This is a genomic window from Cyanobium sp. PCC 7001 (assembly GCF_000155635.1).
In the GTDB taxonomy this organism is placed as follows: domain Bacteria; phylum Cyanobacteriota; class Cyanobacteriia; order PCC-6307; family Cyanobiaceae; genus NIES-981.
The window spans coordinates 2,187,534-2,213,599 of sequence record NZ_DS990556.1 but is presented as its reverse complement, the minus strand read 5'-3'; the positions used below and the strand labels follow the sequence as shown (position 1 = coordinate 2,213,599).

Genomic DNA, 26,066 nt, shown 5'->3' with positions numbered 1-26,066 from the left:
CTAGACCCAAAGCAGAGAGCCGTGGCGGTGTTGCCCGATGCCCGATCCCCAGGTGCGTTGGTGGGAAGGCTGCGTGATCTACCAGGTGATGCCCCGCAGCTTCGCCGACGCCGACGGGGACGGCATCGGCGATCTGGCCGGTATCGCCGCAAAACTCCCCTATCTGGACTGGTTGGGGGTGGACGCCATCTGGCTGACGCCGATCTACCCCTCTCCGCTGAAGGACGGCGGCTACGACATCACCGACTTCACGGCGATCCACCCGGACCTCGGCAGCCTCGACGACCTGACGCACCTGCTGGAGGAGGCCCACGGCCGGGGCATCCGCGTGGTGCTCGATCTGGTGCTCAACCACACCAGCGTGCTGCACCCCTGGTTCCAGCGAGCCCGTTGGTCCAGCAAGGGCAGCCCCGAGCGGGACTTCTACGTCTGGCGCGACGACGACCGCAGCTACGCCGAGGCACCGGTGCTGTTCCGCCACTTCGAGCGCTCGAACTGGGAGTGGGATTCCGTGGCCGGGCAGTACTACCTGCACCGCTTTCTGCGCCACCAGCCCGACCTCAACTACGCCAATCCCGCCGTTCAGGAGGAGATGCTGGCGGTGGTGGACTTCTGGCTGGCCCAGGGGGTGGACGGCTTCCGCCTCGATGCCGTGCCCTTCCTGTTCGAGGAGGAGGGCAGCCGCTGCGAGGGCCTGCCCGAGACCCACGCCTTCCTGCAGCGGCTGCGGGGGCGGGTTGAGGCCTGCGGCCGCGACGTGCTGCTGCTGGCGGAGGCCATCCAGCCCGTGCAGGAGTCGGCGCCCTACCTGGCGGAGGGAGAACTGCACGCGGCCTTCGAGTTCGGGCTCACGGCCCACCTGTTCGCCGCGGTGGCGCGGGGCCAGTGTGACGCGCTGCGCCAGTGCCTGTGCGAAGCCCAGGCCACCGTGCCGGGCTGCCGCTGGGCCCTGCCGCTGCGCAACCACGACGAGCTCTGGCTGGGGGACGGCCATCTGGTGGACGAGACCGTGATCGAGGCGGTGCGCACCGGCTTTCCCAACGCCGAGGGGCACTGGTTGAACTGGGGCATCAACCGCCGGCTCGCGCCCCTGCTGAGCGGCGATCCGCGCCCCAACAACCTGCTGCATGCCCTGATCTACAGCCTGCCCGGCATCCCCTGCCTCTACTACGGCGACGAACTGGGCATGGGCGACTGGCCCGGCCTGCGGGACCGGGACGTCAACCGCACGCCGATGGCCTGGACCCCGGAGCGCAACGGCGGCTTCTCCACCGCGCCCGATCCCCTGCTGGTGCTGCCACCGATCACCGCCCCCGGCTACGACTACCGGGTGGTGAACGTGGCGGTGCAGCAGCAGCTCCCCGGCTCCCTGCTCAACTGGCACCACCGCATGCTCACCAGCCGGCAGCAGCTGCCGGCCCTGCGCTCGGGTGACTTCCACCTGCTGGAGAGCGGTCACCCGAGCGTGCTCTGCTATGCCCGCCGCGCGGCGGACATGACCATGGTGGTGGCCGCCAACCTCTCGGCGGCCGGGGCCTCCACCCAGCTCGACCTCGACCGCTGGCGCGGCAGCCGCGTGCGGGAGGTGTTCTGGGGCTGCGAGTTTCCAGCCGCCAGCGATGCCTGGTACATCTACCTGCCCGCCTACGGGTTCTTCTGGTGGCTCGTGGGCGAACCGGAGGCCGACTCCACTGCCGCCCGGTCCGGCGCCGGTTCCGGGGCGGTAGACAGCTCCTGATCCAGCAGCTCCTGCACCACAGGCGTGAGGCGGTCGGCCTCGGCCGTGTCCACGAAGCTGAGCCGGCAGCGACGGGCCAGCACATCCTCGGGGCTGCGGGCCCATTCATGGCGGGCCGCGTGGCGCACTTCGGCGGCGGTGAGCGGGATCACGGCACTGAGGGGCTCACACTCCTGAGGCGTGGCGGCGCAGGCCAGCACCGCGTCCGCCTGCAGCCCGTGGCTCGCCAGCAGATGCCGCACCAGCGGCTGGGAATGCTGCTCGAGGAGACGCTGCTCCAGGGCCTCCAGCTCCCTGCGGGTGGCCTCGGGTGTGGCGGCGGCCCCCAGGATCGGGGCTTGCTCCGCCGCCTCACCCAGGGGGCGACCCAGCTGGGCGGCTACGGCCTCGAGGCCATCGAGGGCCATGGGTCGGCAGGTGGTCCACTTGCCCCCCATGACGCTGATCAGGCCCGAGGGGAGGGTCTCCACCTCGTGCTCCCGCACCACGGTGGCCGTGTCGCCGGTGGCGGCAGCGGCGGGTCGCAGCAGCGGCCGGGCCCCGGCCCAGCGGCTCGCCACCTCCGGTTCGCCGTGCTGGGGAAACCAGCGGCGCACGTAGCTGAGCAGGTAGGCCTCTTCCTCCGCACTCGGTTGGTTGGCCTCCTCCAGCGGGCAGGGCGTGTCGGTGGTGCCCACCAGGGTGCGGCCGAAGAAGGGCAGCATGAACAGCACCCGCCCGTCCGCGGTGGAGGGAATGAGCAGGCCCGTGCCGCCGGGGCAGAGGTTGGCCTTGAGCACCACGTGCATGCCCCGGCTGGCCTGCAGCCGCGGCGGCTGGTCGGGATCCGCCAGGCGGCGGATGGCGTCGGCGCCGATGCCGGTGGCATTGAGCACCACCCGCGCCGGCAGGTCCCGGCGCTCTCCGCTGGCGGCGTCCTCCACCACGGCACCGGCGAGGCGATCACCCTGGCGCAGCAGCTCCACCACCCGGGTGCGGGTGTGCACGGTCACGCCCAGGGCCTGGGCCGTGCGGGCGATCAGCAGATTCAGCCGGGCATCGTCGAACTGGCCGTCGCTGTAGGCCACGCCGCTGAAGCCGGGCGCCAGCTCGGGCAGCTGCTGCCGCACCGCCTCCCGGCCCAGCCAGCGGCTGGCCCCGATGCCGCGACGGCCGGCCAGCAGGTCGTAGAGGCTCAGGCCCACGCCGTAGTAGGCCTGCTGCAGAAACCCGGCCGTGGGCAGCAGCAGTTCCAGGCGGTGGGCCAGAAACGGCACCGCCTCCAGCCAGAAGCCCCGTTCCCCCAGGGCCTCCCGCACCAGCTGCAGCTGGCGCCAGTCGAGCCGCTTGAAGGCGAGTTCCAGGTAGCGCACGCCGCCGTGCAGCAACTTGGTGCTGCGGCTGCTGGTGCCGAGGGCGATGTCGCCCGCCTCCACCAGGGTCACGGAGAGCCCCCGGCGCACGGCCTCGAGCGCCACGGTGGCGCCGGTGGCGCCACCGCCGATCACGAGCAGATCCACGGTCATTCAGGCAGCTCCGGTGAGGGTGGTCGTGTTGGTTGTCGTGGTGCTGGTTGTTGGCGTGGTTGGCGTGGTGCTGGTTGGCGTGGTGGTGGCCTGCCAGTGCAGGCTGCGCTCTACGGCTCCATGCCAGCGCCGGCGCCAGGCGTCGCGCTGGTGCGGTTCCAGGCTGGGCTCGAAACGCCGGGTGCCGGGCTCCTCGGCCAGGGCGCTCCAGGCCTCCAGACCTGACAGCAGGCCGGCCTGCACCCCCGCCAGCAGGGCCACACCGCGGCTGGTGCTCTCCAGGTCGGCGCGGCGGCGCACCGGCACCCCCGTGGAGTCCGCCTGGGCCTGCAGCAGCAGATCGGCGGCCGCGGCGCCCCCGTCGGCGGCGAGCTCCTGCAGGGGAGCCCCCAGAGCCTGCTCGGCGAGTTCCACCAGGGTGGCCACCGCCAGGGCGATTCCTTCGAGGGTGGCTCGGGCGATCTGGGCCGGACCGGTGTCCCGGGTGAGGCCGATCAACAGCCCGCGGGCGTAGGGGTCCCAGTGGGGCGTACCCCAGCCGGTGAAGGCGGGCACCAGCATCACGCCGCCGCTGCTGCTGCACTGCGCCGCCAGGCCATTCACCTGGTCGGAGCGCTCGATCAGGCGCAGACCGTCGCGCAGCCACTGGATCGCCGTGCCGGCATTGAACAGGCTGCCCTCGAGGCAGTAGGTGGGCTTGCCCGCCGCATCGGTCCAGCCCACCGTGCTGAGCAGGCCGGCGGAGGAGCGCTGGATCGTGGCGCCGGTGTTGATCACCAGGAAGGCGCCGGTGCCATAGGTGCACTTGCCCTCGCCCACGGCCAGGCAGCTCTGGCCCAGGGTGGCGGCCTGCTGGTCGCCCAGCATCGCCGTGATCGGCACGCCGGCGAAGGGCAGGTCTGGCGCAATGGTGCCGAAGGCCGCCCGGCTCGGCAGCAGCTCCGGCAGGGCCTGCTCGGGGATGCCCAGGGCGGCGGCGAGGTCACCGGCCCACTCCAGCCGCTCCAGATCCATCAGCAGCGTGCGGCTGGCGTTGCTGCAGTCGGTGGCATGGCGGCCGCAGAGCCGCCACAGCAGCCAGCTGTCCACGGTGCCGAAGCGCAGCTCCCCGGCAGCGGCCGCCGCCGCCACCGCCGGCCGTTCCCGCAGCGACCACACGATCTTGCTGGCGCTGAAGTACGGGTCCACCAGCAGGCCAGTGCGCTGCCGCAGGGTGGCCTCCAGTCCCTGCTGCTTCCATTCGGCGCAGAGGGCCGCGGTGCGGCCGTCCTGCCAGACGATCGCCGGCGCCAGGGGCTCGCCGCTGCCGTCGCTCCACAGCACCGTGGTTTCGCGCTGGTTGGCGATGCCGCAGGCCGCCACCGCCCGGCGCTGCTCCTCGCTGATCGCGCGATCGAGCAGGCGCAGGGCCTCGAGCTGGCTCTGCCAGATCGCTTCGGGGTCCTGCTCCACCCAGCCATCGGCGGGGTAGTGGCACTCCAGGGGGGCCCCGCAGCAGGCCACCTGGCGGCCGGAGGTGTCATAGAGGGCGGCGCGGGAACTGGTTGTGCCCTGGTCGATGCTGAGGAAAAGCGCTGAACCCATGCAGTCGTTTCTTTCGAGTTTGGTAGCACACAAGAGCCGATTGCCGGCCCTGGTCGAGAGAAAGGAAAGAAATTGATAGCCCTTCGGTCTGGGGCCGATGCTGCAGCCTGGGCCCCAGGGCCATGCCCTCCAGCAACGCTCGTCGACAACGCCCGCCGGCCCTGACCGCCATCGTCTGATCCCATGCCCCTCTCCTCCGATGCCCTGAGCCCCGATGCCCTGCTGGAGGACCTGGCCCGCCCGGGAGAGCTGCTGATCGTGCAGGACCTCGACGGGGTGTGCATGGAGCTGGTGCACGACCCGCGCCACCGGCGACTGGATCCCGCCTACCTGAGGGCCTCCCGCCGACTGGAGGGGCAGTTCGCCGTGCTCACCAACGGGGAGCACGAGGGCAGCCGCGGCGTGAACCGGGTGGTGGAGGCGGCCCTGGCGGGTCAGACCGATCCAGCCGCCGAAGGGCTCTATCTGCCCGGGCTGGCGGCAGGCGGGGTGCAGCTGCAGGACCGCTTCGCCCGGGTGAGCCACCCGGGAGTGAGCACCGGGGAGATCGCCTTCCTCGCCGCCGCTGTGGATCAGCTGCGCGGCGCCCTGCTGGAGCGCCTGCCGGCCCTGCTGCCCCAGCTCGACGCCCAGGAGCGGGCCGCCCAGGTGGAGGCGGCCGTGCTCGACAACCCCCTCTCCCCCAGCCTCAACCTCAACGGCCTGTTCGCCGCCGTGGAGGGTGATGTGGGCCGCCAGCAGGACCTGCAGCAGCTGGCGCTGGAGCTGATGGGGCACCTGCTGGAGCAGGCTGCCGGGGCTGGGCTGGGCGAGGCGTTCTTCCTGCACCTGGCCCCGAACCTCGGCAGCCGCGGGGGCAGCGAGCAGCTCAAGCCGGCCAGTGCCGGCGCCACCGGCACCACCGACTTCCAGCTGATGCTGCGCGGCGCCCTCAAGGAGGTGGGCCTGCTGGTGCTGATCAACCAGGCCATCGCGCGTCGCACGGGCAGCGCTCCGCTCGGCGCCGACTTCAACGTGCGCACCGCCCCCCATGACCACCCCAGCCTGCTGGAGCTGGCCCGATCGGCGATCCCGCCGGCGCTGATGCCGCGCCTGGTGGGGGTGGGGGACACGATCACCTCGATGCCGGCTCCGGGCGGCGAGGGGTGGCTGCGGGGCGGCAGCGACCGGGGCTTCCTGACCCTGCTCCAGGAGCTGGGGGAGGTGTTCGGCACCGCCAACCGGGTGGTGCTGGTGGACAGCAGCGGCGGCGCGGTGGACCGGCCCTCCCATGGCGATGGCACCTTGGCCGGTCTCACCGACCCGGAGGATCCACTGCGCATCGACGCCAGCCTTCCCGGCGGGCCGCAGCAGTACGTGCGGCTTTTTCAGGAGCTGGCGGAACGCAGGTCCTGAAAGGTCCTGAAGGCTCCTGAGCTGGGAGCCGAGGCGCTGGCGCGAGGGTTCAGCCGGCGATCCCCAGTTCCCGCTCCATGCCGGCCAGCACCACATCCGCCACCAGCTGGATGCGGTAGCGGCAGTGCTCGGTGCTGGTGGCATCGAAACGGCCGTGCTCCCAGTACTTGTTGCTGCCGGCACCGCCGCCGCACAGGCCGAAGTAGTCGCAGCTGGCCCGGCAGCGCTCCACGCCCGCACGGATCTCCCGGTGCACCTGCCGGAACTTGTCGCTGGCGGCCAGGTCCACCAGCCGGTCGCGCTGCACATGGCCGAAGGCGAAATCGCCGAAGCGCTCGGTCCGCACCGACAGCAGCTCGGGATCGAAGGTGGACACGTTGCCGCGGGCATCCACGTTCACGATCACGAAGGGGCTGTTCATGTCGGTGTGATCGAGGCGCCCATCGCTGCAGGCCAGGCTGGTGATCCCGTCGAACTCGCGGATGCGCAGGGCATCGGGGTGCTCGCGGCTGCGCTGCCAGATCCGCTCCATGAAGCGGCGGTAGCGCCCCTCCAGGGCCGGGCGCTCGGCGGCGCCGGCCTCGAGGCTCGAGTGGGCGTTGGCACCCTCGGTTTCCTCCATGTTGAAGCCCACGTCGGCGATGCCGTGCTCCAGGAAGAAATCGGCAATGGCGTCGGCGTGGTCCAGCCCATCGGCCGTGAGCACGCTGATCACCTCGAAGGGGATGGCGCAGCGCTGCAGCCAGTTCACGCCCCGCATCGCCGCCGCATGGGTGGGCAGGCCGGTGCGGGTCACCCGGTGGGCATCGTGCAGGAAGGCGGGCCCGTCCAGGCTCACCCCCACGTGAATGTCGTTGCGGGCGAAGCACTCACACCAGGCCTGGTTGATCACGGTGGCATTGGTCTGCAGCGACTGCACCACCGTGGAGGGCGGCAGCCCGTGGCGCTCCAGAACGGCCTGAATCCGCCTGCTGGCCTCGTCGTAAAAGCCGATCGGCAGGGTGAGCGGCTCGCCCGCATGCCAGAGCAGGGTGAAGCCCCCATCGAAGAAGGGACTCTCCAGCACCCGCTCCAGGGCGGCCTCCAGCAGCTCGAAGCTCAGGCGGGTGCGATCACCCCGGTCCGGCAGGTAGCAGTAGTCGCAGTCGAGGTTGCAGAAGGGGGTGGGCTGCAGCACGAGCAGCCGCACCGGCCCGAATCCCGAGACCGGCGGATCCATCAGCGGAAATTGCGAAAGCCACCGTTGCGGAAGCCCCCGTTGCGCCAGCCGCCACCGTTGCGGAACCCACCATTGCGGAAGCCACCGTTGCGGAAGCCGCCGCCGTTGCGGAAGCCGCCGTTGTAGAAGCCCCCGTTGCGAAAACCACCGTTGTAGAAACCGCCATTGCGGAAGCCGCCGTTGTAGAAGCCGCCATTGCGAAAGCCGCCGTTGCCCCAGCCCACGGAGGGGGCATTCACGAACACATAGGCAAGCCGACCGTCTTCCCCGCCGTCGTCCCCAACGTCAGCGCCGCCGGCCTCAGCTCCCGCCACCGGCTCGCCATCACGCAGGCGCACCTCCGCCGCGATGCGGCGCAGCCGCTCCTCGATGCTGGCGGGTCGGTCGAGGCCGGGCGAGCGGTCGGTGCCCAGCTGCTGCGCCGCCGAGGTGGCCAGGGCAGCGGCGCAGTCCAGCGGCATCGAGGCCAGCAGCAGCAGGCCGAAGAGGCGGGAACGGGTGAAGAAGGCCATGGGGGGTGGTGGGGATCGGCGGCGCCGGGGAACGTCAGTCGTCAGAGCTGGCGGGGGCTGCCGTCCGGGCGGCCGGCGGCAGCGGGCGGATCGCCTCGCGGCCCATCAGCAGGGCCTGGAACTGGTCGCGGATCAGGGCCTGGGGAAGGTCGGCGGCACTGCCCGGGCCGATCCAGCGGTCCACGGCCGCCACGTCCTCCGGCCGGCCATCCACGTAGCCCTGCAGCAGCCGGGCGATGGCCAGATCCACCAGGTTGCGGAAGGCCGAGTCGTTCTCCGGCAGCAGGCAGGCCACGGCGTAGCTCTCGTAGGGCACCTCCGGCACCAGGCGAAGATCGGCGGACTCAGCGCCGCTGGCCAGGGCCGCCAACAGGGTGGCGTCACCGATCACCCCCTCCACCGCGTTGGTCTGGAGAGCATCGAGGCCCTCCCGCAGGGTGTTGACCGGCACGGCAACGGCCTGGGGCTGGAAGCCTCGCAATTCGCTTGCCGCCAGCGAGCCCCGCACCACAGCAAGGCGCCGACGGGCCAGGCCCGCCGGGTTGCCGTCAAGACGCCCGGCCGGCGCCAGCAGCTTCAGGCCCGACACGCCGATCGGCAGGGAGAAATCCACCGTCATGTCCGCTTCCCAGCTGAAGGGGACCCCACAGGCCAGGTCGGCCGTGCCTGCCACCACCCGGGCCCCGGTGGCCGCCAGATCGGGCTCCGCCTCGAAGCGCAGCGCCACGGGACGCCCCACCGCCTTGGCCAGGGCAGCGGCGATGCGCTCGGCCACCAGCACCCCATAGCCCTGCGGCGGCCCCTGGCCCTCGCGGCTGAGCAGGGGCGGAACGCCGGAGGGCCCCACCAGCACGAGCTCACCGCTGCGGGCCACCCGCTCCACCACACCGCCGGCCCAGGCCGGGCAGCCGGCGGCAGCCGTGAGGGCCAGCCCCAGCCCAATCCCGACAGCCGCGCGCAGGCGCTCTGGCCACGGTCCGGGGAACAACGGCACCACGACAGTCAGCGGATGATGGGAGAACTCTGGCAACGGCGAACGCTCCCCACCACCTGGGCCACGCCCGCATGGGGGGATTCTTCATTGGGTCACGTCCCAGGCGGCCGGCTCAGACCCGGAGCAGACCCTGCTCAGACCCAGCCCGGATCGAAGCGCATGCTCAGATCCAGCCAGGAGCTGCGGGTGACAGGCGCGCTCGTGGAGATCAGGTCGATGCCGGTGCGGGCGTAGAGCCTGAGCTGCTGCGGCTGCACCCCCGAGGCCTCCAGCACCACGGCCTGGCCGCGCTGCAGGGCCCGTTGCCGCAGCTCCGGCACCAACGCCGTGAGGGCTTCCGGTGCGAAGCCATCCAGCAGCACCGCATCGGCCCCGGCGCGCACCGCCGCCTCCGCCTCGGCAACGGTTTCGGCCTCCACGATCACCCGGGCCGGCCAGGGGGCCTCGGCGCGCACGGCGGCCACCGCTGCCGCCACACCACCGGCCCAGGCCAGGTGGTTCTCCTTGAGCATGGCCGCATCATCAAGCCCCATCCGGTGGTTGAGCCCACCACCGCAGCGCACGGCGTACTTCTCCAGGCTGCGCAGCCCCGGGGTGGTCTTGCGGGTGTCGGCCAGCTTCACCCCCGTGCCCTCCAGCTCCGCCACCAGAGCTGCCGTGGCGGTGGCGATGCCGCTGAGGCGCATGGCCAGGTTGAGGGCGGTGCGCTCCCCCGCCACCAGGGCCGGCGCGGGGCCCTCCAGTTCCAGCAGCCGCTGGTCCGGCTGAACCGCCTCGCCATCGGCCACCAACAGCCGCACCTGCACGGCGGGATCCAGCAGGCGGAACAGGGGCTCCACCACCACGCCGCCGCAGAACACGCCCGCCTGGCGGGTGATCCAGCGGGCCCGACCATGGGCGCCGGCCAGGGCCGGCAGGGTGAGATCGCCGCGGCCCAGATCCTCCGCCAGCCAGGCACGCAGCATCGGCTCCAGCTGCAGGGGGAACAGCGACGGCATGGCAGAGCAGGGCCGGACTCAGAGCACGATCGCAGCAGGAGAGCCCATCCGGCCGGCCTCCCCAATCACTTGCCGATGCAGAAGCGGGCGAACACCCGATCCAGCACCGCCTCGCTCACCTCTTCGCCGGTGATCTCCCCGAGGCAGCGCACGGCCCCGCGCAGGTCGATGGTCCAGAAGTCCCAGGGGAGCTGCTGGGCTGCCGCCTCGAGGCTGCCGGTCAGGGCGACGGCAGCCCGTGCTGCCAGGTCGCGCTGGCGGTCGTTGAGGGCCACCTGCACCCCCTGCACCTCGGCGGCACCGCAGCGCTGCAGCAGCTGCTCCACCAGGGCGTCGCTGCCGGCGCCGGTGAGGGCACTGATCGCCACATCCGCCTGCGCCGCCGCAGGCCCCGGGTCCAGATCCGCCTTGTTGCCCACCAGCAGCAGGGGCACCCCGTCGGGCACCAGGGCCCGCAGTTCGGCGTCGGCCGGCGTCCACCCCGCCGTCAGATCGAACACCAGCACCACCGCGTCGGCAGCGGCCAGAGCCTCGCGGCTGCGGGCGATGCCGAGCTGCTCCACGGCGTCATCGGTGGGACGGATGCCGGCGGTGTCGAGCAGGGTGAGCGGCACGCCGTCGAGCACCAGTTCGCTCTCCAGCAGATCGCGGGTGGTGCCGGGCAGGTCGGTCACGATCGCCCGCTCCCGGCGGCTGAGCCGGTTGAGCAGGCTGCTCTTGCCCACGTTGGGGCGGCCCACGATCGCCACCCGCAGGCCCTCACGCAGCAACGCCCCCTGGCGGGCCTCGGCCACCAGCTGCTCCAGCTCCCGGCGCACCGCCGTGAGGGCCGCCACCACAGCCTCGCCATCGAGGGGCGGCAGATCCTCCTCGAAATCCACCCGGGCCTCCAGCTCGGCCAGCTGGTCCAGCAGGCGCTCGCGCAGGGCGCCGATGCGACGCTGCAGGCCGCCATCGAGCCCCGCCATGGCCAGCTGGGCGGCGCGGCGGCTGCGGGCCGTCACCAGTTCACTGATGGCCTCGGCCCGGGTGAGGTCGAGCCGGCCATGGAGAAACGCCCGCTGGCTGAACTCCCCCGGCAGGGCCCGCCGGGCCCCGGCGGCCAGCACCAGCTCCAGCACCCGCTGCACCGCCACCAGGCCGCCATGGCCATGGAGCTCCACCACCGTTTCTCGGGTGAAGCTGCGCGGTGCCCGCATCAGCAGCAGCAGGGCCTCGTCCACGGGCTCCTCGGTGGCCGGGTCCACCACATGGCCGTACAGCACGCGGTGGCTGTCCCACACCTGCTGGCCCGGGGCCCGGAACAGCCGGGCGCCGATGGCCTCAGCCCGGGGCCCGGAAATTCTTACGATCGCCACACTCCCCTGACCCGGCGCTACCGCCGTGGCCACGGCGGCGATGGTGTCGTTGCTGTCCAGCTCCAGCTCGCCTCTCACCCCACCCCATGGCGCTGCGTCCGTTCCAGTTTCGACCGCACACCCCCGTGCTGCGGTCCCTCCGGCGGGCCATCCAGTGGCTCTGGCACCAGGAGGGCAACCCCGGCCAGCGGGCCCGGGGGCTGGCGGCCGGGGTGTTCTGCGGCTGCTTTCCCTTCTTCGGTCTGCAGACCCTGCTGGGCGTGGCCCTGGCCAGCGTGGTGCGGGGCAATCACCTGCTGGCGGCGGCCGGCACCTGGATCAGCAATCCCTTCACGTACCTGCCCCTCTACTGGCTCAACTTCAAACTGGGCTCGATGGTGCTGGGCCCCGGGCTGGGCTGGCCCGGGCTCGACACCCTGCGCAGCGAGGCGGTGTGGCAGCTGGGCTGGTCGTTCACCAGCCGAATCCTGCTCGGATCGCTGCTGGTGGGCCTGACGGCCGGTGCCGGCCTTGGCTGGCTGTACTGGCGCTGGCTGGTGCACGGCACTGCCGGCCAGCCGGAGCAGGACTGAACTCAGGAGTTGGCCAGTCCGGGAAACACCATCAGGTCGATGTGCCCACCGGTTGGATGGCGCCATTCGCGGAACTCCGCGGCCAGGGCGCTGTGTTCCTGGCTGAGGCACTGGGCCTGGAGGTCCTGCAGGCGTTGGTGCACCAGATCGAGCGTGTGGTCGATCAGCTGGGCGGCCTGTTCGGAGGTCATGGCATGCGACGCGATGGAGCGGAGTAGGACGAAGGGGATGGCGGCCCCAGGCCGGATCCAGGAAGTGGATTGGTCTAGGCAGGCCGTTCCGGCCGGGCTGTAGCGGCAGACACCCGCGCCAGGTGGCTGTGCGCAGATGCTCACCTCCTGCCCCTGGCGGCGGGATCAAACCGGCCTAGCCGATACCGGTGCGGCAGATGTCGAGCACATCCGCCATCGAGCGGATCTGGTTGATGGTGCTGGTGAGCTGGCCGGCGCTGGTGAGTTCCACCCGCAGGTCGATCCGGGCCGGCTTGCCCGGGGTGGTGCGCACGCGGGCATCGCTCACATTGATGCGGTGGTCGGAGAGGCGCATGAGGATGTCCTTCAGCACCCCCACCCGATCCAGCACCTCGATGCGCAGCTGCACCGGATAACGGCGTTTCTCCGGGGCGCCGGCGGCCGGGTTCCAGCGCACCGGCAGACGGCGTTCGGCGGGCACCTGCTCCACGTTGGCGCAGTCCTGCCGGTGGATCGTGATGCCGTGGTTGCCGAGCGCCACCGCCGCCAGGATCGGCTCGCCCGGCAGGGGGCTGCAGCAGCCGCCGAGGCGGTAGTCGAGCCCCTCGAGACCCAGGATGGCGCTGGCGGCACCGTGCCCTGCCGGAATCACCGGGGCACCGCTCTGCTCCCCCTGGGCCGACACGTTGCGGGCCAGCTCCTCGTTGCTGAGCACCGGCGCCGCCGCGCTGTTGGCCAGCCGCAGTTCCTCGCGGAGGCGGTTCAGCACCTGATGCAGGGTGACCCCGCCGAAGCCCAGGGAGGCCAGCAGGTCGTCGGTGCCGACCAGGTTGCAGCGGCGGGCCACCTTGGCCATGGCTTCGCCGTTGAGGAGGGCGTCGAATCCGTCGCGGCCCAGCTCCCGCTCGAGCATCTCGGTGCCCCGCTGGATGTTGGCCTCGCGGTGGCTCTTCTTGTACCAGGAACGGATCCGGTTGCGGGCCGTGGGGGTGGCCACGAAGTTGAGCCAGTCGAGGCTCGGGTGGGCAGTCTTGGCGGTGATGATCTGCACGAAGTCGCCGTTCTGGAGCGGCGTGGCCAGGGGGCAGAGCCGGTCGTTGATGCGCACGCCCTGGCAGTGGTTGCCCACCTCCGAGTGGATGCGATAGGCGAAATCCACCGCCGTGGAGCCCTTGCGCAGACCCACCACATCGCCGTTGGGGGTGAACACGAACACCTCCTCGTCGAAGAGGTCCTCCTTGATCGAGGCGAGGTAGTCGTTGCTGTCCTGGGAGCCGCCGTCCTTCTGCCAGTCCACCAGCTGGCGCAGCCAGTTGAACCGTTCGGCGTCGTTGCCGACCGCCGCCGGGGATCCCCCCTCCTTGTATTTCCAGTGGGCGGCGATGCCGTATTCCGCCACCTGGTGCATCTCAGGCGTGCGGATCTGCACCTCGATCGGGCGATGGCGGCCGATCACCGCCGTGTGCAACGACTGGTAGCCGTTGGGCTTGGGCAGGCCGATGTAGTCCTTGAAGCGGCCCGGAATCGGGCGGAAGGTGTCGTGCACCACCGCCAGAGAGCGATAGCAGCCATCGAGGCTGGGGCAGATGATCCGCAGGGCCGCCACGTCGTAGATCTCGTGGAAGGCCTTCTGCTGGCGCTGCATCTTGCTCCAGATGCCGTAGAGGTGCTTGGGCCGGCCGCTCACCTCACAGGCACTCAGACCCACCGCCGCCAGCCGCTCCCGCAGCAGCTGCACGGTGACCCCCAACCGCTCCTCGCGCTCGCAGCGCTTGGTGGCCACCTGCTGCTGCACGTCGCGGTAGGCCTCCGGCTCGAGGATCTTGAAGGCCAGGTCCTCCAGTTCCCACTTCAGGCGGCCGATGCCGAGCCGGTTCGCCAGGGGGGCGTAGATCTCGCGGGTCTCGCGGGCGATGCGCAGCTGCTTCTCGGGCTTGAGCGCCGCCAGCGTGCGCATGTTGTGGAGCCGGTCGGCCAGTTTCACCAGCACCACGCGGATGTCGCTGGCCATGGCCAGGAACATCCGCCGCAGGTTCTCCGCCTGGGCTTCCGTCTTGTTGGTGAAGTGGATGCCGCCGAGCTTGGTCACGCCCTCCACCAGAGCGCGCACCTCGGCGCCGAAGTGCTGTTCGAGCTCGTCGGGTGTCACCTCGGTGTCCTCCACCACGTCGTGGAGGAAGCCGGCCGCGATCACGCTGGCGCTGGCGCCGATGTCCCGCAGCAGGTCGGCCACCGCCACCGGATGCACGATGTAGGGCTCGCCGCTGGCCCGGTACTGGCCCTCATGCAGCTGGTAGGCAAAGTCAAACGCCGAGGCCAGCAGGGCCTCGGCGTCGGTGGGGCAGCTCTCGCCGGCGCCCGGGGGGACATGCTCGATGCAGCGCTGCAACCACTCGGGCAGCGGCACGCCGTAGTCGGCGGGGGTGTGGATCGGCCGCCGGGCGATCGAAGACCCAGAGGCAGCAGGAGGCACCGGCAGCGACCGATCCGGGTCACCCAGCGGTTCGCACACCGGTTCTGCCAGCGGCTCCGAGTCCAGCGCTGCGGTCATCGCGGCACGGCCCTGGCCAGGGCTGGCCAGGGGGCGGCCGGCAGCGGCACCCTGCAGTTGGGGATCCTGCAGCGATGGGTTCAGATCGGAGACCGCGCGGAGCATGCATTCCTGCGGAGTTGTCCAATCGTATGCAGGCGCGGCCACAGAGGGGTCGGTGTCGGCGCCTGCGGACCCAAGCTGGCCGCCATGACTGACCCCGTGCTGCGCCTCACGGACCTCGTGGTCCGCTATCCCCAGGCCGAGCGCCCCATCCTCGACGGACTCGACCTGGAGCTCAGACCGGGAGAAACGCTGGCGCTGGTGGGGCCGTCGGGATGCGGCAAGAGCACCGTGGCCAGGGCCGTGCTGCAACTGCTGCCGGTGGGGAGCGTGTGCGGCGGAGGCCTGCTGCTGGGCGGGTCCGATCCGCGGAGCCTGAGCCGTGCGGCCCTGCGCCGGCTGCGCGGAGAAGCGGTGGGGCTGGTGTTCCAGGACCCCATGACCCGGCTCAATCCCCTGCTGACGGTGGGAGACCACCTCACCGACACCCTGCAGGCCCATCGTCCCCGCTGGCGCCGGAGCCAGCTGCGGGAACGGGCCGTGGACCTGCTGCAGCGGGTGGGGATCACGGCCGAGCGGTTCGGCAGCTACCCCCATGAATTCAGCGGTGGCATGCGCCAGCGGCTGGCCATCGCCCTGGCGATGGCGCTGCGGCCACCCCTGGTGATCGCCGATGAGCCCACCACCAGCCTGGATGTGGCGGTGGCGGGCCAGGTGATGGCCGAACTCAGTGCCCTGTGCAGGGAAGCGGGCAGTGCCCTGCTGCTGATCAGCCATGACCTGGCCATGGCCGGGCGCTGGTGCGAGCGGATCGCCGTGCTGGATCAGGGCCGGCTGATCGAGCAGGCCCCGGCACGCCAGCTGCTGCTCGCGCCGACCTCAGCCCTGGCCCAGCGGCTGGTGGCCCGTGCCAGGGAACGGGAGGCCAGCGGCGGACCGCCGCCGCGGCAGCAGGAGCCCCTGCTCGTGATCGAGGCCCTGCGCTGCTGGCATCCGCTGCCGTCGCTTCCCTGGCAGCCCCGCTTTCTGAAGGCCGTGGACGGGGTGAGCCTGCAGGTGAACCGCGGCGAGACGGTGGGGATCGTGGGGGCCTCGGGCTGCGGCAAGAGCACTCTCTGCCGCGCCCTGATGGGGCTGACCCCGGTGCGGGGCGGCGCCGTGTGGCTGAATGGGCGTGACCTGCAGCAGCTGCATGGCCGGGAGCTGCGGCAGGCGCGGCGCGGTGTCCAGATGGTGTTCCAGGATCCGCTGGCCTGTCTCAACCCCCAGATGCGGGTGGGCGAAGCCGTGGCCGATCCGCTCCGGATCCATGGCCTGGCCGGCCGGGGCGAGGCGCGCCAGCGGGCCCGTGCCCTGCTCGAGGCCGTGGGACTCACGCCGCCGGAGGTGTTCATGCAGCGCCTGCCCCGCCAGCTCTCCGGAGGCCAGCAGCAGCGGGTGGCGATCGCCCGCGCCCTGATCCTGGAGCCGCAGCTCCTGCTCTGCGACGAGAGCGTCAGCATGCTGGACGCGGAGGTGCAGGCGGATGTGCTGGCCCTGCTGCGTCAGATGCAGGAACGCTTCGGGCTGGGGATGCTGTTCGTGACCCACGACCTCGCCGTGGCCGGCGGCTTCTGCCACCGGGTGATCGTGCTGGAGGGGGGCAAGGTGGTCGAGGAGGGACCGGGCCGGGCGTTGCTGCGCCACCCCCAGGCGCCGATCACCCGCGCCCTGGTGGAGGCCTGCCCGAGGCTGCCTGAGTGAATCCTGCGCGGACGAATCGAGCCCTCAGTTCCACAACAACAACCGTCCACCTGCTGGAAACCGGCCTGCAGGATGAAGGCGGAGAAACTGACCATCACAACGTTGCGCCAAGGTTGAGCGCAGGTAAAACTCGGGAACGCGGTTTTTCTTGCGCACACCCGAACATTGCTCTTCAGGAGCAGTTCGAAGCGCCGGCAAGCCTCTCAATCTCAGACCAAGACCATGGGACGCAGGAAGAGCGGTCGCAAATTTCGCACGTGGAAGGCGGCTCGAAGGATTCGGGTCCCCAAGGCCGGCACGATCCGGGTGACGGGGGAAGGCAGCATCCTCGATTACAACCCCACCTTTCGCAGGATCAGTGGCGGGCCCAGCGCCCGACTGGGCAGCGGTGGCAACTACGTGGAGCCGGGTTCAGGGGATCTGCTCGGGAAATACCAAGGCGCCTTCAGTCCGGTGAGCATCGGGGAAGAAGCAGGCAATCGCTTCCTCAGCTTTTCCGTGGCTGGCCAGGGATCTGGCCCCAAGGACCGCGCTGAGCTGACCCAGAAGGGCTACTTCAAAGCCCGCAAGGTGCTGCAGGCCGATTTCAGGCTTCGCATTCCCGAGGGAAGTGCCATCTCCAACAACTCCTTCTACCTGATGCAGCTCTGGCAACTGGGTGGCAAGAATCCCTTCGCCGGCATCCGCATGCGCCGAGAAGAATCCCACAAGGTGGATTTCATCACCAAAACGGTGAGTCCCGGAGGGGGACGCAGCCTGAACAAGGTGGCGAATTTCGAGTTCACCCCGGGCCAATGGCACAGCTTCCAGATGCGCTTCGTCTTCAGGCCAGGCCAGAACAGCACCATGACCGTGACCGCCGACGGCCAGCCACTGGCCAACTGGCGCGGCAAGGCGGGCACGGGCAATGTGCAGCCGATCCCGAACCGCGGACCCACGCCCTACTACCGCTTCAAGTTCGGCATCTACAAGCGCAACGAACCGGCTGCGGGCGCCTTCATCGCCCACTACGACGACATGGTCGTGGGCCACATCTAGGACCCGGCTTTCGCCAGCCTGCTGCGCAGGCGCTCCAGCAGTTGTTCGAACACCGCCGGCAGGGGAGCCTCGAGCACGAGGCGCTCCCGGGTGATCGGGTGATCGAGGCCGAGCCGCACCGCGTGCAGAGCCTGGCCGGGAAGAGCCAGCGGCAGGCGACGGCAGCGTGAGTACACCGGGTCGCCCACGATCGGGTGGCCCATGTGGGCACTGTGCACCCGGATCTGGTGGGTGCGGCCCGTGTCGAGCTTGAAGCGCAGCAGGGCGTAATCGCCCAGCCGCTCCTGCACCTGCCAGTGGGTGCAGGCATGGCGGCCGCTGGCGTCGCTCACCACGGCGTACTTCTTGCGATCGGCTGGATGGCGGCCGATGGCGCCGATCACCGTGCCGTGATCGGCGGCGGGCTGGCCATGCACCACCCCGAGGTAGTCGCGGGAGGCGATGCGCTTCTGAATCTGCACCTGCAGGTTCACCAGCGCCTCCTGGCTCTTGGCCACCACGATGCAGCCGGTGGTGTCCTTGTCGAGCCGGTGCACGATGCCCGGGCGCAGCTCGCCGCCGATCCCGGGCAGGTCGGGACAGTGGTGCAGCAGACCGTTCACCAGCGTGCCGTCCTTGTTGCCGGGAGCCGGATGCACCGTGAGCCCCGCCGGCTTGTTGAGCACGATCAGGTGGGCGTCCTCGTAGAGCACATCGAGGGGCATCGCCTGGGCCACCAGATAGGGCAGCGGCTCCGGCGGCGGCATCCACACCTCCACCCGATCGCCGTGGCGCAGGGGCGTCTTGGCGCGGCCCGTGACGCCATTCACCCGCACGTAGCCAGCCTCGATGAACTTCTGGATCCGGGCCCGGCTCTGCTCCGGCCGCTGGGCCACCAGCCAGCGGTCCAGGCGCATCGGCAGCGGCTTGGGATACGTGAGCTGCAGCAGCTCCCCCTCACCCTCGCCGAATCCCCCCATCAGGCTGCCCCGGACCCCGTGGGAACAGGCAGCTGGGGCAGCTCCAGGGCCAGCCCGCCGAGCCGGGAGCAGCGGAAATCGTCCAGCAGTTTGGTGGCCATGCGCAGCTTGTCGCCGCTCGTGTGGCGCTCGGCGGCGGCGCGCAGCCACCCCTCCGCATCCGGTGCGCCATTCGGCAGCGGCTCCAGAGGCAGTCCGTAGCGGCACTCGAGCAGATTCTCCGGCACCCCCGCCGCCGGCACGGCCTGCAGCAGCACGAGCAGCTGAAGGAAGGCCACGGCCGCCGCTTCGTTGTCGTAGGCGGCCTGGCCGATGTCATCGCAGAGGGCCAGCCGCAGTGCCGCCTGCTGGTCATCGAGGCGGGGCGGCAGCACCCCGGGGGCATCGAGCAGATCGAGGTCCTGGCCCAGACGCACCCAGCGCAGGCTGCGGGTCACGCCGGCCCGGCGGGCACTGTCCACCACCTTCTGGCGCACCAGCCGGTTGATCAGGGCCGACTTGCCCACATTGGGAAATCCGAGCATCAACGCCCGCACCGGCCGGGGTCGCATGCCCCGGTCCACCCGGCGCCGGTTGAGGGCGGCGCCGGCCCGGATCGCGGCCTGCTGCAGCTGCTTCACGCCGGTGCCGGCCTTGGCATCGCACCACCACACCACCTGACCCTGGTGTTTGAACCAGGCGCTCCAGGCCTCCCGCGCCTCACGGGGAATCATGTCCACCCGGTTGAGGGCGAGCAGGTGGGGCTTGCTGCCGATCCAGCGCTGCAGGCGGGGATGGCCCGTGGCCAGGGGGATGCGGGCATCGCGCACTTCGATCACCAGATCCACCTTGGCGAGGGCGGCGTTGAGCGCCTTCTCGGCCTTGGCGATGTGGCCCGGATACCACTGAATGGCCGGGGCGTTGACGCTGAGCTGGATCGTCTGGGTGCTGGCATCCGCGGCAGAGGAGCCACCGGCGGTGGATGGCGGCATCAGGGCACCACCAGCACCGGACAGGGCGCCAGCTGGATCACCCGCGCCGCCGTGCTCTGCTGATCGCTCTCGATGGCGATGCCGCGGGTGCCCATCACGATCACATCGGCGTTGATCTCATCGGCCACATCCCCGATCACGAAGGCCGGCTTGCCTTCCCGCTCGATCACCTGGCAGCTCACGCCGGCCTGCTCGAAGCTGCCCCTGGCCTCCTCCAGCAGCTGGGCCACGGCGGCCGGATCGTCGCCCGTTTCCACCACCGAGAGCAGCACCAGGCGGCTGCCGTGCTGCTGCACCAGCTGCAGCGCCACCGCGGCGGTGTCGAGGGCCTGGCGGCTGCGATCGATCGGAAAGAGAACGGTGTCGAACATGGGTCGGTGTCCCCTGGGGTTGCAGTCTGGATCGCGGCGCTGCCGGTGGCCAGCTCTGCCGGGGAGCAGCCGGGGCCGGCCAGTGGTAGAGAACCCAGGGAGCTAAGCTCCCGCCCGTTTATCCACTACCACGAGCGCACTCCATGGCGAAGCGATCCCTGGCCAGCCTTTCCGCCGACGAACTGCGCGGCAAGCGCGTGCTGGTGCGGGTCGACTTCAACGTACCGCTGGATGAGGCCGGCGCCATCACGGACGACACCCGCATCCGCGCCGCCCTGCCCACCATCAACGACCTGGTGGACAAGGGGGCCCGCGTGATCCTGGCGGCCCACTTCGGCCGGCCCAAGGGCCAGGTGAACGAAGGGATGCGCCTCACGCCCGTGGCCGCGCGTCTGGGCGAGCTGCTGGGCAAGCCCGTGGTGAAGACCGACAGCTGCATCGGGCCCGACGCCGAGGCCAAGGTGGCCGCCATGGCCGACGGCGACGTGGTGCTGCTGGAGAACGTGCGCTTCTTCGCCGAGGAGGAGAAGAACGACCCCGCGTTCGCCGCCAAGCTGGCCGCCCTTGCTGATGTCTACGTGAACGACGCTTTCGGCGCCGCCCACCGCGCCCACGCCTCCACCGAGGGCGTCACCAAGGCCCTCAGCCCCAGCGTGGCCGGCTACCTGATGGAGAAGGAGCTGCAGTACCTGCAGGGCGCCGTCGATGAGCCCAAGCGCCCCCTGGCGGCGATCGTGGGCGGCTCGAAGGTGAGCTCCAAGATCGGTGTGCTCGAGGCCCTGATCGACAAGTGCGACAAGGTGCTGATCGGCGGCGGCATGATCTTCACCTTCTACAAGGCCCGTGGCCTGGCGGTGGGCAAGAGCCTGGTGGAGGAGGACAAGCTGGACCTGGCCCGGGAACTGGAGGCCAAGGCCAAGGCCAAGGGTGTGGAACTGCTGCTGCCCACCGATGTGGTGCTGGCCGACAATTTCGCCCCCGACGCCAAGACCCTGACCACCTCGGTCAATGTGATCCCCGAGGGCTGGATGGGCCTCGACATCGGTCCCGACTCCGTCAAGGCCTTCCAGGCGGCCCTGGCCGATTGCCAGACCGTGATCTGGAACGGCCCCATGGGCGTGTTCGAGTTCGACAAGTTCGCCGCCGGCACCAACGGCATCGCCCACACCCTCGCCGATCTCAGCGCCAAGGGCTGCTGCACGATCATCGGCGGCGGTGACTCCGTGGCCGCCGTGGAGAAGGTGGGCGTGGCCGAGAAGATGAGCCACATCTCCACCGGCGGCGGCGCCAGCCTGGAGCTGCTGGAGGGCAAGGTGCTGCCCGGTGTGGCCGCGCTGGATGAGGCCTGAGTCCCAGCCTCAAACCGGCTCGGAGCCCGTCAGCGCCCCACTGCCTCGCCGCACCCTGCCCCGCACGGCCTTTCTGGGCCTCGGGGCACTGGGAGCGCCGATGGCGGCCAATCTGCTCCGCTCCGGCTTCCCCCTCCGCCTCTACAACCGCACTCCCGGCCGTGGCCACGCCGTGGCGGCCCATGCCGGCAGCGATTCGGGCCCCGGTGCGGCGCTGCCGGCCGTGAGTTCCGATCCGGCCAGCACCGTGGCCGACGCCGAGGTGGTGTGCCTCTGCCTCAGCGACGACGCGGCCGTGCGGGAGGTGGTGGAGGGCAGCGTGATCGACGCCCTGCCCAGGGGTGGCCTGGTGGTGGATTTCTCCACGATCGCTCCGGCCACCAGCCGCCACCTGGCCGCGGCCCTGCAAGGCCGGGGACTCGACTACATCGATGCCCCGGTGACCGGGGGCACGGAAGGCGCCCGCCGCGGCAGCCTCTCGGTACTGGTGGGCGGAGACCCGTCCTGCGTGGCGCGGGCGCGTGCCCATCTCGAGGTGGTGGGCGGCACGATCACCCACCTGGGCCCCGTGGGGTCCGGACAGGAAGCGAAGGCCGTGAACCAGGTGCTGGTGGCGGGCAGTTACGCGGCCGTGGCGGAGGCGATGGCCCTCGGCAGCCGCCTGGGGCTGCCCATGGACCGGGTCGTCGAGGCCCTCAAGGCCGGAGCCGCCGGGTCGTGGGCGCTGGAGCATCGCGCCGTCCAGATGCTGGAGAACCGCTACCCGCTCGGCTTCCGGCTGGCGCTGCACCGCAAGGATCTGGCCATCGCGCTTCAGTCAGCCGAGGCCGTGCAGCTGAGCCTGCCGATCACCTCCGAGGTGGCCGCCCTGGAAGACAGCCTGATCGCCGCCGGACATGGCGATGAGGACGTGTCGGCGCTGGCGCGCTGGTTCAGAGCTTGAGCTGGGCCCTGTCCGCCACCACGCGCACCCGCTTGGTGGCGCTCACGATGCCTTCGGGGTGCACCAGCAGCACCGCCCAGGTCTGCTCGCCCGGGGCAAAGGGGGCCTGAACGGTCTTGAACAGGCCGCCGCCTCCCAGGGCTCCGAGCTGCAGCTCCGGGTTGTCCAGCGAGGCCAACTGATCGCCGCTGAGGGCCACGATGCCTCCGGCAGCGATGGCCCCATCCAGCGGGTTGTCGAAGATCACGTCCACGTCGTAGCGCTGGCCGGTGAGCACCGCGTCGGGGATGAGCAGGCTCACGGGCAGCTCGGCCTTGCCGCTGCGCAGCACCGACTGCTCCCGGATCACGCTCTGCGCGGTGATGCGGCGGCCGTCACTCTCCAGGGCGAGCTGCTGCTCGGCCTGCAGCCGGTAGGTGGTGGGGCCTTCCTGCCGGGTGCCGGTCACCTGCAGGTTCACGGTGCTGCGCCCGTCACGCAGGGGCTCGCCCGGGGACAGCTGCCAGCGGGCGTCGGGGAAGCGTTGCAGCAGGGTGGTGCGGCGCTGCATCACCAGGGCCGGATCGAGACCGGGTCCCTGGGTGAGGATGGACGCCAGATCCCCCTGACCGTTCAGGGCCGCCTCCAGGCTCCGCAGCTGGCTGCTGCTGGGCTCGGCGGCCTGGACGGGCAGGACCCCGGCGCCGCTGATGGACAGCACCGGTGCCATGGCCGCGGCGGAGAGCAGGCATGCCAGCACGAGCCGGCCTCCACCGCGCCGGGCGGGGCGGAAAACCCTGGGCAGGGGCCTGGACAAGAGCATGCGGGGGCAGGAGTGGCTTTTAAGTTAGGCACCGATTGCGGCATCGGCCATGCCCAGGCTCCTGATCGCCGCCAGTGGCACGGGTGGGCACCTCTTCCCCGCCCTCGCGGTGGCCGAAGCGCTGCCGCCGGACTGGGACGTGCGCTGGCTAGGGGTGCCGGATCGCCTGGAGCGGGAGCTGGTGCCGAGCCGCTATCCCCTCCACACGGTGCGGGCGGGGGGATGGCAGGGCAGGGGCCTGCGCAAGCTGATCAACCTGCTGCATCTGGTGCAGGCCATCGGCAGCGTGCGGCGGCTGATCCGCCGCGAGCGCATCGATGTGGTGTTCAGCAGCGGCGGCTACATTGCCGCGCCTTCGATCCTGGCGGCCCGCTGGTGCGGCGTGCCGGTGGTGCTGCACGACAGCAACGCCATCCCGGGCCGGGTCACCCGGCTGCTGGGCCGGTTCTGCACCCACCTGGCGGTGGGGCTGCCCCAGGCCCTCGATCGGCTGCCGCGGCGCTCCGCCCTGGTGACCGGCACGCCGGTCCGTCCGGAGTTCCTCACCGAAGCCCCGCCTCCCGACTGGCTGCCGCCGGGTGAGGGCCCCCTGCTGCTGGTGATGGGCGGAAGCCAGGGAGCCCTGGGCCTCAACCGCATGGTGCGGCCCCTGCTGGGAGCGTTCAGCAAGGCGGGGATCCGCGTGGTGCACCTCACCGGCCACAACGATCCGGAGGCGGGTGGCGCCCTGCCGGCCGGTGTGGTGGAGCGGCCGTTCAGCGATGCGATGCCGGCGCTGCTGCAGTCGGCGGCCCTGGCGATCAGCCGCTCCGGGGCCGGAGCCCTGAGTGAACTGGCCGCCTGCGGAACTCCGGCGATTCTGGTTCCCTATCCCGCCGCCGCGGATCGGCACCAGGATGCCAACGCCCAGGCGGCGGCGAGCGTCGGGGCCGCCGTGATCGTGGAGCAGCATCCGCCCGACTCCCCCACCCTGGCCCGCACGGTGTGGCGGCTGCTGGGTCCGCGCCTGCGGCAGGCACCACCCGAGGCGGATCCGCTGGTGGCCATGGGGGCGGGCATGGCGCGGCTGGCGGTGCCCGACGCGGATCGCCAGCTGGCGGACCTGCTCAGGCAGCTGGCGGAGGGAGCAAGGGAGCGAGCTCGAGGGCGGCGCTGAGCCGGCTCCGCAGGCGTCGCAGCAACCGCACCTCCCGCCGCCACGGCAGCCCTGAAGGGTCCTGGTGCCGCACCTGCCGCCAGAGTCCGGCCGAGTGCACGAGGGCGAACCACAGGCAGCTCAGGCGCAGGGCCAGCGGGTCGGCACCGCTCAGGGCGGCGTAGTGATCCACGGCGTGCTGCCAGACCGGAGGACCGCTGCCCCCGCCCAGCAGCGACTGGCGCAGGGCCCAGTGGAACTCGGCGCCGGGAAGATTCCAGCCGACCCGCCCCAGATCGATCAGCTGATGGCGGCCCTCCGAGCCGCCGCCCGGTTGCCGGATGTTGGTCCAGTGCAGATCGTTGTGGGCCAGCACCGGGAGTTGATCCGCCAGTCGCAGAGCCAGCCGCTCCACCAGGGCCGTGACGGCAGCGGAGTCCAGGCCCTCGACATCCGCGGCCGGGTCCAGGTGCCGCCTCTGGCGCTGCAACAGCGGGGCGATCTGCGGTGGAGGCCCGGGATGCACCGCGGCCATGGTGCGGTGGAACCGGAAGGCCAGATCCGCCAGCAGCCGCCCGGCCCGGTGGGGATCCCCCGGAGGGCACGTGGCCTCGGGCACGTAGGCCTGAAACAGCCGCCACCCTCCGGCGCGATCGCCGAGCACGCCGTACACCCGCGGCAGGAGAGCGGGTTCGGGGTGCCGCCGCTGCCAGCGGAGCAGCCGTCGGTACAACCTGGCCTCGCCACGATGGCGGCTGCGCTTTTCGATCACCTGCGCAGGAATGCCCTCGCCTCCCTCGGGCAGATGGTGCAGCACCACACCCTGGTTGTTGCGTCCGCCGGCCAGTGACCGGGCCTGCGCTGCACGGCCGGGGGACGAGGCCAGGGTCTCGAGCCAGGCCGGCAGCCGCTCAGCCACCGGGAGGCAACTCCCGGGCGAGGGCGCTCAGCAGCCGGCGATGGCCGCCGCGGTGCTGCAGCCCGATCCGCAACCAGAGCTCTCCCAGACCCACGAACGAGCGGCAGTCCCGCACCAGGATGCCGTGACGCCGCTCCAGGGCTTCCCGCAGGGGCACCAGGCTGGCTTCCCCGCGCACCAGCAGGAAGTTCGCCGCCGACGGCATGGGGCTGAGCTGGGGCCAGCGCGCCAGCTGCTGCCGCAGCCAGGGCTGCTCCCGGGCCACCCAGGCCTGCACCCGCCGGCTCCAGCGCTCCAGCCCTGCCCGATCGGCCAGCAGCTGCTCCGCCGCCGCCAGGGCCAGCCCGTTCACCGGCCAGGGATCGCGCCAGGCCGCCCAGCGCCGCAGCCGCTCGGCCTCGCCCAGGGCGTAACCGAGGCGCAGCCCCGCACAGGCCAGCAGCTTGGTGAGGCTGCGGATCACCACCAGGTTGGGATGGCGGGGCACCAGCGGCACCAGCGACTGGGTCTCACCGCCGGGCACCAGCGGCAGGAAGGCCTCATCGCACACCACCAGAGCGAAACGCTCCAGCAGCGGCTCCAGCGAAGCCCGGCTCCAGAGCTGACCCGTGGGGTTGTGGGGGTTGCAGAGCCACAGCACCTGGGCCGGAGGCGTGAGCGAAGCCGGAAAGGGCTGGGGGAGGTCCGGACCCCACTGCAGGGGCAGGGGGAGGGGCCGATGGGCGGCATCCCAGCAGGCGAGGGCCCGGGCGTAGTCGGCAAAGCCCGGCTCCGGCAGCAGGCTCACCCCTGTGGCCGCGGCATCCCGTGCCGCCCAGGTGAACAGCTCGGCGGCCCCGTTGCCAGGGAGCACATGGCTGGGCTCGAGGCCGTGGAAGCGGGCCAGACACCGGCGCAGGTCGGCCCAGCCCCGATCCGGATAGGAGCGCAGCGCCGGCGTGAACACCGCCCGCAGCAGGGCCCGCCGCAGGGCCCAGGGGGGCCCGAAGGGCACCAGCGAGGCACTGGCATCGAGGAGGCGGCGGGGAGAGCGGCCGAGACGCGCCGCCGCTGCCGCCAGATTGCCCCCGTGACGCTCAGCACCTTCGTGACGCCCGGCCGCATCCACCCACACCATGGGCGAACCCTAGGCGTGGGATCGAGCTGAACACCGCCAGAATCCCGGTGCCCGCAGAAA

General features: G+C 71.3%; 23 protein-coding genes. 8 read left to right on the top strand and 15 right to left on the bottom strand.

Annotated features, from left to right (window positions below; translation table 11 throughout):
- Positions 1-37 precede the first annotated feature (37 nt).
- The gene (locus CPCC7001_RS10845; protein ID WP_006910366.1) at positions 38-1,738 is read left to right on the top strand and encodes an alpha-amylase family protein; all 1,701 of its coding nucleotides are present in this window, start codon (positions 38-40) and stop codon (positions 1,736-1,738) included.
- On the opposite strand, the gene CPCC7001_RS10840 is transcribed toward CPCC7001_RS10845, so the two are convergent.
- Positions 1,645-3,243: a glycerol-3-phosphate dehydrogenase/oxidase gene (locus tag CPCC7001_RS10840; protein WP_043368976.1), complete on the bottom strand. Its 1,599-nt coding sequence runs from the start codon at positions 3,241-3,243 to the stop codon at positions 1,645-1,647. The genes CPCC7001_RS10845 and CPCC7001_RS10840 overlap by 94 nt on opposite strands.
- On the bottom strand, positions 3,244-4,827 hold the full coding sequence (locus CPCC7001_RS10835) for a glycerol kinase GlpK (RefSeq protein ID WP_006911343.1): 1,584 nt from the start codon (positions 4,825-4,827) through the stop codon (positions 3,244-3,246).
- A 183-nt stretch (positions 4,828-5,010) separates the two neighbouring features.
- On the opposite strand from CPCC7001_RS10835, the gene stpA reads away from it, so the two are divergent.
- Entirely contained in the window at positions 5,011-6,222 is a 1,212-nt protein-coding gene (gene stpA, locus CPCC7001_RS10830) for a glucosylglycerol 3-phosphatase (RefSeq protein WP_006911553.1), read from the top strand.
- A 49-nt stretch (positions 6,223-6,271) separates the two neighbouring features.
- Here the strand turns inward: stpA and grrM are convergent, their stop codons facing one another.
- The 5 genes from grrM to mnmE form a co-directional block, all read right to left on the bottom strand.
- Entirely contained in the window at positions 6,272-7,441 is a 1,170-nt protein-coding gene (grrM, locus tag CPCC7001_RS10825; protein ID WP_006909977.1) for a cyclophane-forming radical SAM/SPASM peptide maturase GrrM/OscB, read from the bottom strand.
- On the bottom strand, positions 7,441-7,953 hold the full coding sequence (grrA, locus tag CPCC7001_RS14115) for a GrrA/OscA1 family cyclophane-containing rSAM-modified RiPP (protein WP_006911324.1): 513 nt from the start codon (positions 7,951-7,953) through the stop codon (positions 7,441-7,443). Before grrA ends, grrM begins: the two co-directional genes overlap by 1 nt.
- A gap of 34 nt (positions 7,954-7,987) precedes the next feature.
- Positions 7,988-8,947, bottom strand: a complete 960-nt coding sequence (gene grrP / locus CPCC7001_RS10815; protein ID WP_225867231.1) for an extracellular substrate binding-like orphan protein GrrP — start codon at positions 8,945-8,947, stop codon at positions 7,988-7,990.
- A 134-nt stretch (positions 8,948-9,081) separates the two neighbouring features.
- Complete coding sequence (gene nadC, locus CPCC7001_RS10810; RefSeq protein ID WP_006909302.1) at positions 9,082-9,945, bottom strand: carboxylating nicotinate-nucleotide diphosphorylase; 864 nt, start codon at positions 9,943-9,945, stop codon at positions 9,082-9,084.
- 65 nt (positions 9,946-10,010) lie between these two features.
- Positions 10,011-11,381 carry a tRNA uridine-5-carboxymethylaminomethyl(34) synthesis GTPase MnmE gene (gene mnmE / locus CPCC7001_RS10805; protein WP_006910948.1) on the bottom strand — a complete coding sequence of 457 codons (1,371 nt, stop codon included), beginning with the start codon at positions 11,379-11,381 and terminating at the stop codon, positions 10,011-10,013.
- Between the two features lie 8 nt (positions 11,382-11,389).
- Here mnmE and CPCC7001_RS10800 point away from each other — a divergent pair, with 8 nt between their 5' ends.
- Positions 11,390-11,875 (top strand): DUF2062 domain-containing protein, encoded by a 486-nt coding sequence (locus CPCC7001_RS10800; protein ID WP_050757116.1) that lies wholly within the window; start codon positions 11,390-11,392, stop codon positions 11,873-11,875.
- A 2-nt stretch (positions 11,876-11,877) separates the two neighbouring features.
- Here the strand turns inward: CPCC7001_RS10800 and CPCC7001_RS10795 are convergent, their stop codons facing one another.
- Together CPCC7001_RS10795 and CPCC7001_RS10790 are read right to left on the bottom strand one after the other, a co-directional pair.
- Positions 11,878-12,066 carry a hypothetical protein gene (locus CPCC7001_RS10795; RefSeq protein WP_006910227.1) on the bottom strand — a complete coding sequence of 63 codons (189 nt, stop codon included), beginning with the start codon at positions 12,064-12,066 and terminating at the stop codon, positions 11,878-11,880.
- A 175-nt stretch (positions 12,067-12,241) separates the two neighbouring features.
- Entirely contained in the window at positions 12,242-14,722 is a 2,481-nt protein-coding gene (locus tag CPCC7001_RS10790; protein WP_006911224.1) for a bifunctional (p)ppGpp synthetase/guanosine-3',5'-bis(diphosphate) 3'-pyrophosphohydrolase, read from the bottom strand.
- An 84-nt stretch (positions 14,723-14,806) separates the two neighbouring features.
- Here CPCC7001_RS10790 and nikE point away from each other — a divergent pair, with 84 nt between their 5' ends.
- Both nikE and CPCC7001_RS10780 read left to right on the top strand, forming a co-directional pair.
- The gene (gene nikE / locus CPCC7001_RS10785; protein ID WP_043368974.1) at positions 14,807-16,402 is read left to right on the top strand and encodes an ABC transporter ATP-binding protein; all 1,596 of its coding nucleotides are present in this window, start codon (positions 14,807-14,809) and stop codon (positions 16,400-16,402) included.
- 306 nt (positions 16,403-16,708) lie between these two features.
- Positions 16,709-17,440 (top strand): heparin lyase I family protein, encoded by a 732-nt coding sequence (locus CPCC7001_RS10780; RefSeq protein ID WP_006911694.1) that lies wholly within the window; start codon positions 16,709-16,711, stop codon positions 17,438-17,440.
- Here CPCC7001_RS10780 and CPCC7001_RS10775 read toward each other — a convergent pair.
- The 3 genes from CPCC7001_RS10775 to CPCC7001_RS10765 are packed head-to-tail and all read right to left on the bottom strand — an operon-like array spanning position 17,437 to position 19,741.
- The gene (locus CPCC7001_RS10775) at positions 17,437-18,399 is read right to left on the bottom strand and encodes an RluA family pseudouridine synthase (RefSeq protein WP_006909968.1); all 963 of its coding nucleotides are present in this window, start codon (positions 18,397-18,399) and stop codon (positions 17,437-17,439) included. The two genes, CPCC7001_RS10780 and CPCC7001_RS10775, sit on opposite strands and share 4 nt — an antisense overlap.
- Entirely contained in the window at positions 18,399-19,370 is a 972-nt protein-coding gene (gene ylqF, locus CPCC7001_RS10770) for a ribosome biogenesis GTPase YlqF (RefSeq protein ID WP_006909777.1), read from the bottom strand. The genes CPCC7001_RS10775 and ylqF overlap by 1 nt, the downstream gene beginning before the upstream one ends.
- On the bottom strand, positions 19,370-19,741 hold the full coding sequence (locus tag CPCC7001_RS10765) for a universal stress protein (protein WP_006911790.1): 372 nt from the start codon (positions 19,739-19,741) through the stop codon (positions 19,370-19,372). Before CPCC7001_RS10765 ends, ylqF begins: the two co-directional genes overlap by 1 nt.
- 143 nt (positions 19,742-19,884) lie before the next feature.
- Here CPCC7001_RS10765 and pgk point away from each other — a divergent pair, with 143 nt between their 5' ends.
- Entirely contained in the window at positions 19,885-21,090 is a 1,206-nt protein-coding gene (gene pgk, locus CPCC7001_RS10760) for a phosphoglycerate kinase (protein ID WP_006911676.1), read from the top strand.
- On the top strand, positions 21,080-22,033 hold the full coding sequence (locus tag CPCC7001_RS10755) for an NAD(P)-dependent oxidoreductase (RefSeq protein WP_006909275.1): 954 nt from the start codon (positions 21,080-21,082) through the stop codon (positions 22,031-22,033). The genes pgk and CPCC7001_RS10755 overlap by 11 nt, the downstream gene beginning before the upstream one ends.
- Here CPCC7001_RS10755 and CPCC7001_RS10750 read toward each other — a convergent pair.
- On the bottom strand, positions 22,023-22,835 hold the full coding sequence (locus CPCC7001_RS10750; RefSeq protein WP_071778305.1) for a hypothetical protein: 813 nt from the start codon (positions 22,833-22,835) through the stop codon (positions 22,023-22,025). The two genes, CPCC7001_RS10755 and CPCC7001_RS10750, sit on opposite strands and share 11 nt — an antisense overlap.
- Positions 22,836-22,884: 49 nt before the next feature.
- On the opposite strand from CPCC7001_RS10750, the gene CPCC7001_RS10745 reads away from it, so the two are divergent.
- Positions 22,885-23,991, top strand: a complete 1,107-nt coding sequence (locus CPCC7001_RS10745) for a glycosyltransferase (RefSeq protein ID WP_006910127.1) — start codon at positions 22,885-22,887, stop codon at positions 23,989-23,991.
- Here the strand turns inward: CPCC7001_RS10745 and CPCC7001_RS10740 are convergent.
- Together CPCC7001_RS10740 and CPCC7001_RS10735 are read right to left on the bottom strand one after the other, a co-directional pair.
- On the bottom strand, positions 23,942-24,889 hold the full coding sequence (locus CPCC7001_RS10740; protein ID WP_006909108.1) for a phosphotransferase: 948 nt from the start codon (positions 24,887-24,889) through the stop codon (positions 23,942-23,944). The genes CPCC7001_RS10745 and CPCC7001_RS10740 overlap by 50 nt on opposite strands.
- A complete protein-coding gene (locus tag CPCC7001_RS10735; RefSeq protein WP_006910788.1) occupies positions 24,882-26,006 on the bottom strand; it encodes a histidinol-phosphate transaminase in 1,125 nt (374 codons plus the stop codon). The genes CPCC7001_RS10740 and CPCC7001_RS10735 overlap by 8 nt, the downstream gene beginning before the upstream one ends.
- Positions 26,007-26,066: the final 60 nt, after the last annotated feature.

What these genes read in the sequence shown, in the direction of transcription:
- CPCC7001_RS10840 (WP_043368976.1), bottom strand. Translation starts at nt 3,243, where the DNA reads ATGACCGTGGATCTGCTCGTGATCGGCGGTGGCGCCACCGGCGCCACC.
- CPCC7001_RS10845 (WP_006910366.1), top strand. Translation starts at nt 38, where the DNA reads ATGCCCGATCCCCAGGTGCGTTGGTGGGAAGGCTGCGTGATCTACCAG.
- CPCC7001_RS10795 (WP_006910227.1), bottom strand. Translation starts at nt 12,066, where the DNA reads ATGACCTCCGAACAGGCCGCCCAGCTGATCGACCACACGCTCGATCTG.
- CPCC7001_RS10745 (WP_006910127.1), top strand. Translation starts at nt 22,885, where the DNA reads ATGCCCAGGCTCCTGATCGCCGCCAGTGGCACGGGTGGGCACCTCTTC.
- ylqF (WP_006909777.1), bottom strand. Translation starts at nt 19,370, where the DNA reads ATGCCGCCATCCACCGCCGGTGGCTCCTCTGCCGCGGATGCCAGCACC.
- CPCC7001_RS10800 (WP_050757116.1), top strand. Translation starts at nt 11,390, where the DNA reads ATGGCGCTGCGTCCGTTCCAGTTTCGACCGCACACCCCCGTGCTGCGG.
- grrA (WP_006911324.1), bottom strand. Translation starts at nt 7,953, where the DNA reads ATGGCCTTCTTCACCCGTTCCCGCCTCTTCGGCCTGCTGCTGCTGGCC.
- stpA (WP_006911553.1), top strand. Translation starts at nt 5,011, where the DNA reads ATGCCCCTCTCCTCCGATGCCCTGAGCCCCGATGCCCTGCTGGAGGAC.
- CPCC7001_RS10790 (WP_006911224.1), bottom strand. Translation starts at nt 14,722, where the DNA reads ATGCTCCGCGCGGTCTCCGATCTGAACCCATCGCTGCAGGATCCCCAA.
- nikE (WP_043368974.1), top strand. Translation starts at nt 14,807, where the DNA reads ATGACTGACCCCGTGCTGCGCCTCACGGACCTCGTGGTCCGCTATCCC.
- CPCC7001_RS10775 (WP_006909968.1), bottom strand. Translation starts at nt 18,399, where the DNA reads ATGGGGGGATTCGGCGAGGGTGAGGGGGAGCTGCTGCAGCTCACGTAT.
- CPCC7001_RS10835 (WP_006911343.1), bottom strand. Translation starts at nt 4,827, where the DNA reads ATGGGTTCAGCGCTTTTCCTCAGCATCGACCAGGGCACAACCAGTTCC.
- grrM (WP_006909977.1), bottom strand. Translation starts at nt 7,441, where the DNA reads ATGGATCCGCCGGTCTCGGGATTCGGGCCGGTGCGGCTGCTCGTGCTG.
- CPCC7001_RS10750 (WP_071778305.1), bottom strand. Translation starts at nt 22,835, where the DNA reads ATGCTCTTGTCCAGGCCCCTGCCCAGGGTTTTCCGCCCCGCCCGGCGC.
- nadC (WP_006909302.1), bottom strand. Translation starts at nt 9,945, where the DNA reads ATGCCGTCGCTGTTCCCCCTGCAGCTGGAGCCGATGCTGCGTGCCTGG.
- pgk (WP_006911676.1), top strand. Translation starts at nt 19,885, where the DNA reads ATGGCGAAGCGATCCCTGGCCAGCCTTTCCGCCGACGAACTGCGCGGC.
- CPCC7001_RS10755 (WP_006909275.1), top strand. Translation starts at nt 21,080, where the DNA reads ATGAGGCCTGAGTCCCAGCCTCAAACCGGCTCGGAGCCCGTCAGCGCC.
- CPCC7001_RS10765 (WP_006911790.1), bottom strand. Translation starts at nt 19,741, where the DNA reads ATGTTCGACACCGTTCTCTTTCCGATCGATCGCAGCCGCCAGGCCCTC.
- CPCC7001_RS10735 (WP_006910788.1), bottom strand. Translation starts at nt 26,006, where the DNA reads ATGGTGTGGGTGGATGCGGCCGGGCGTCACGAAGGTGCTGAGCGTCAC.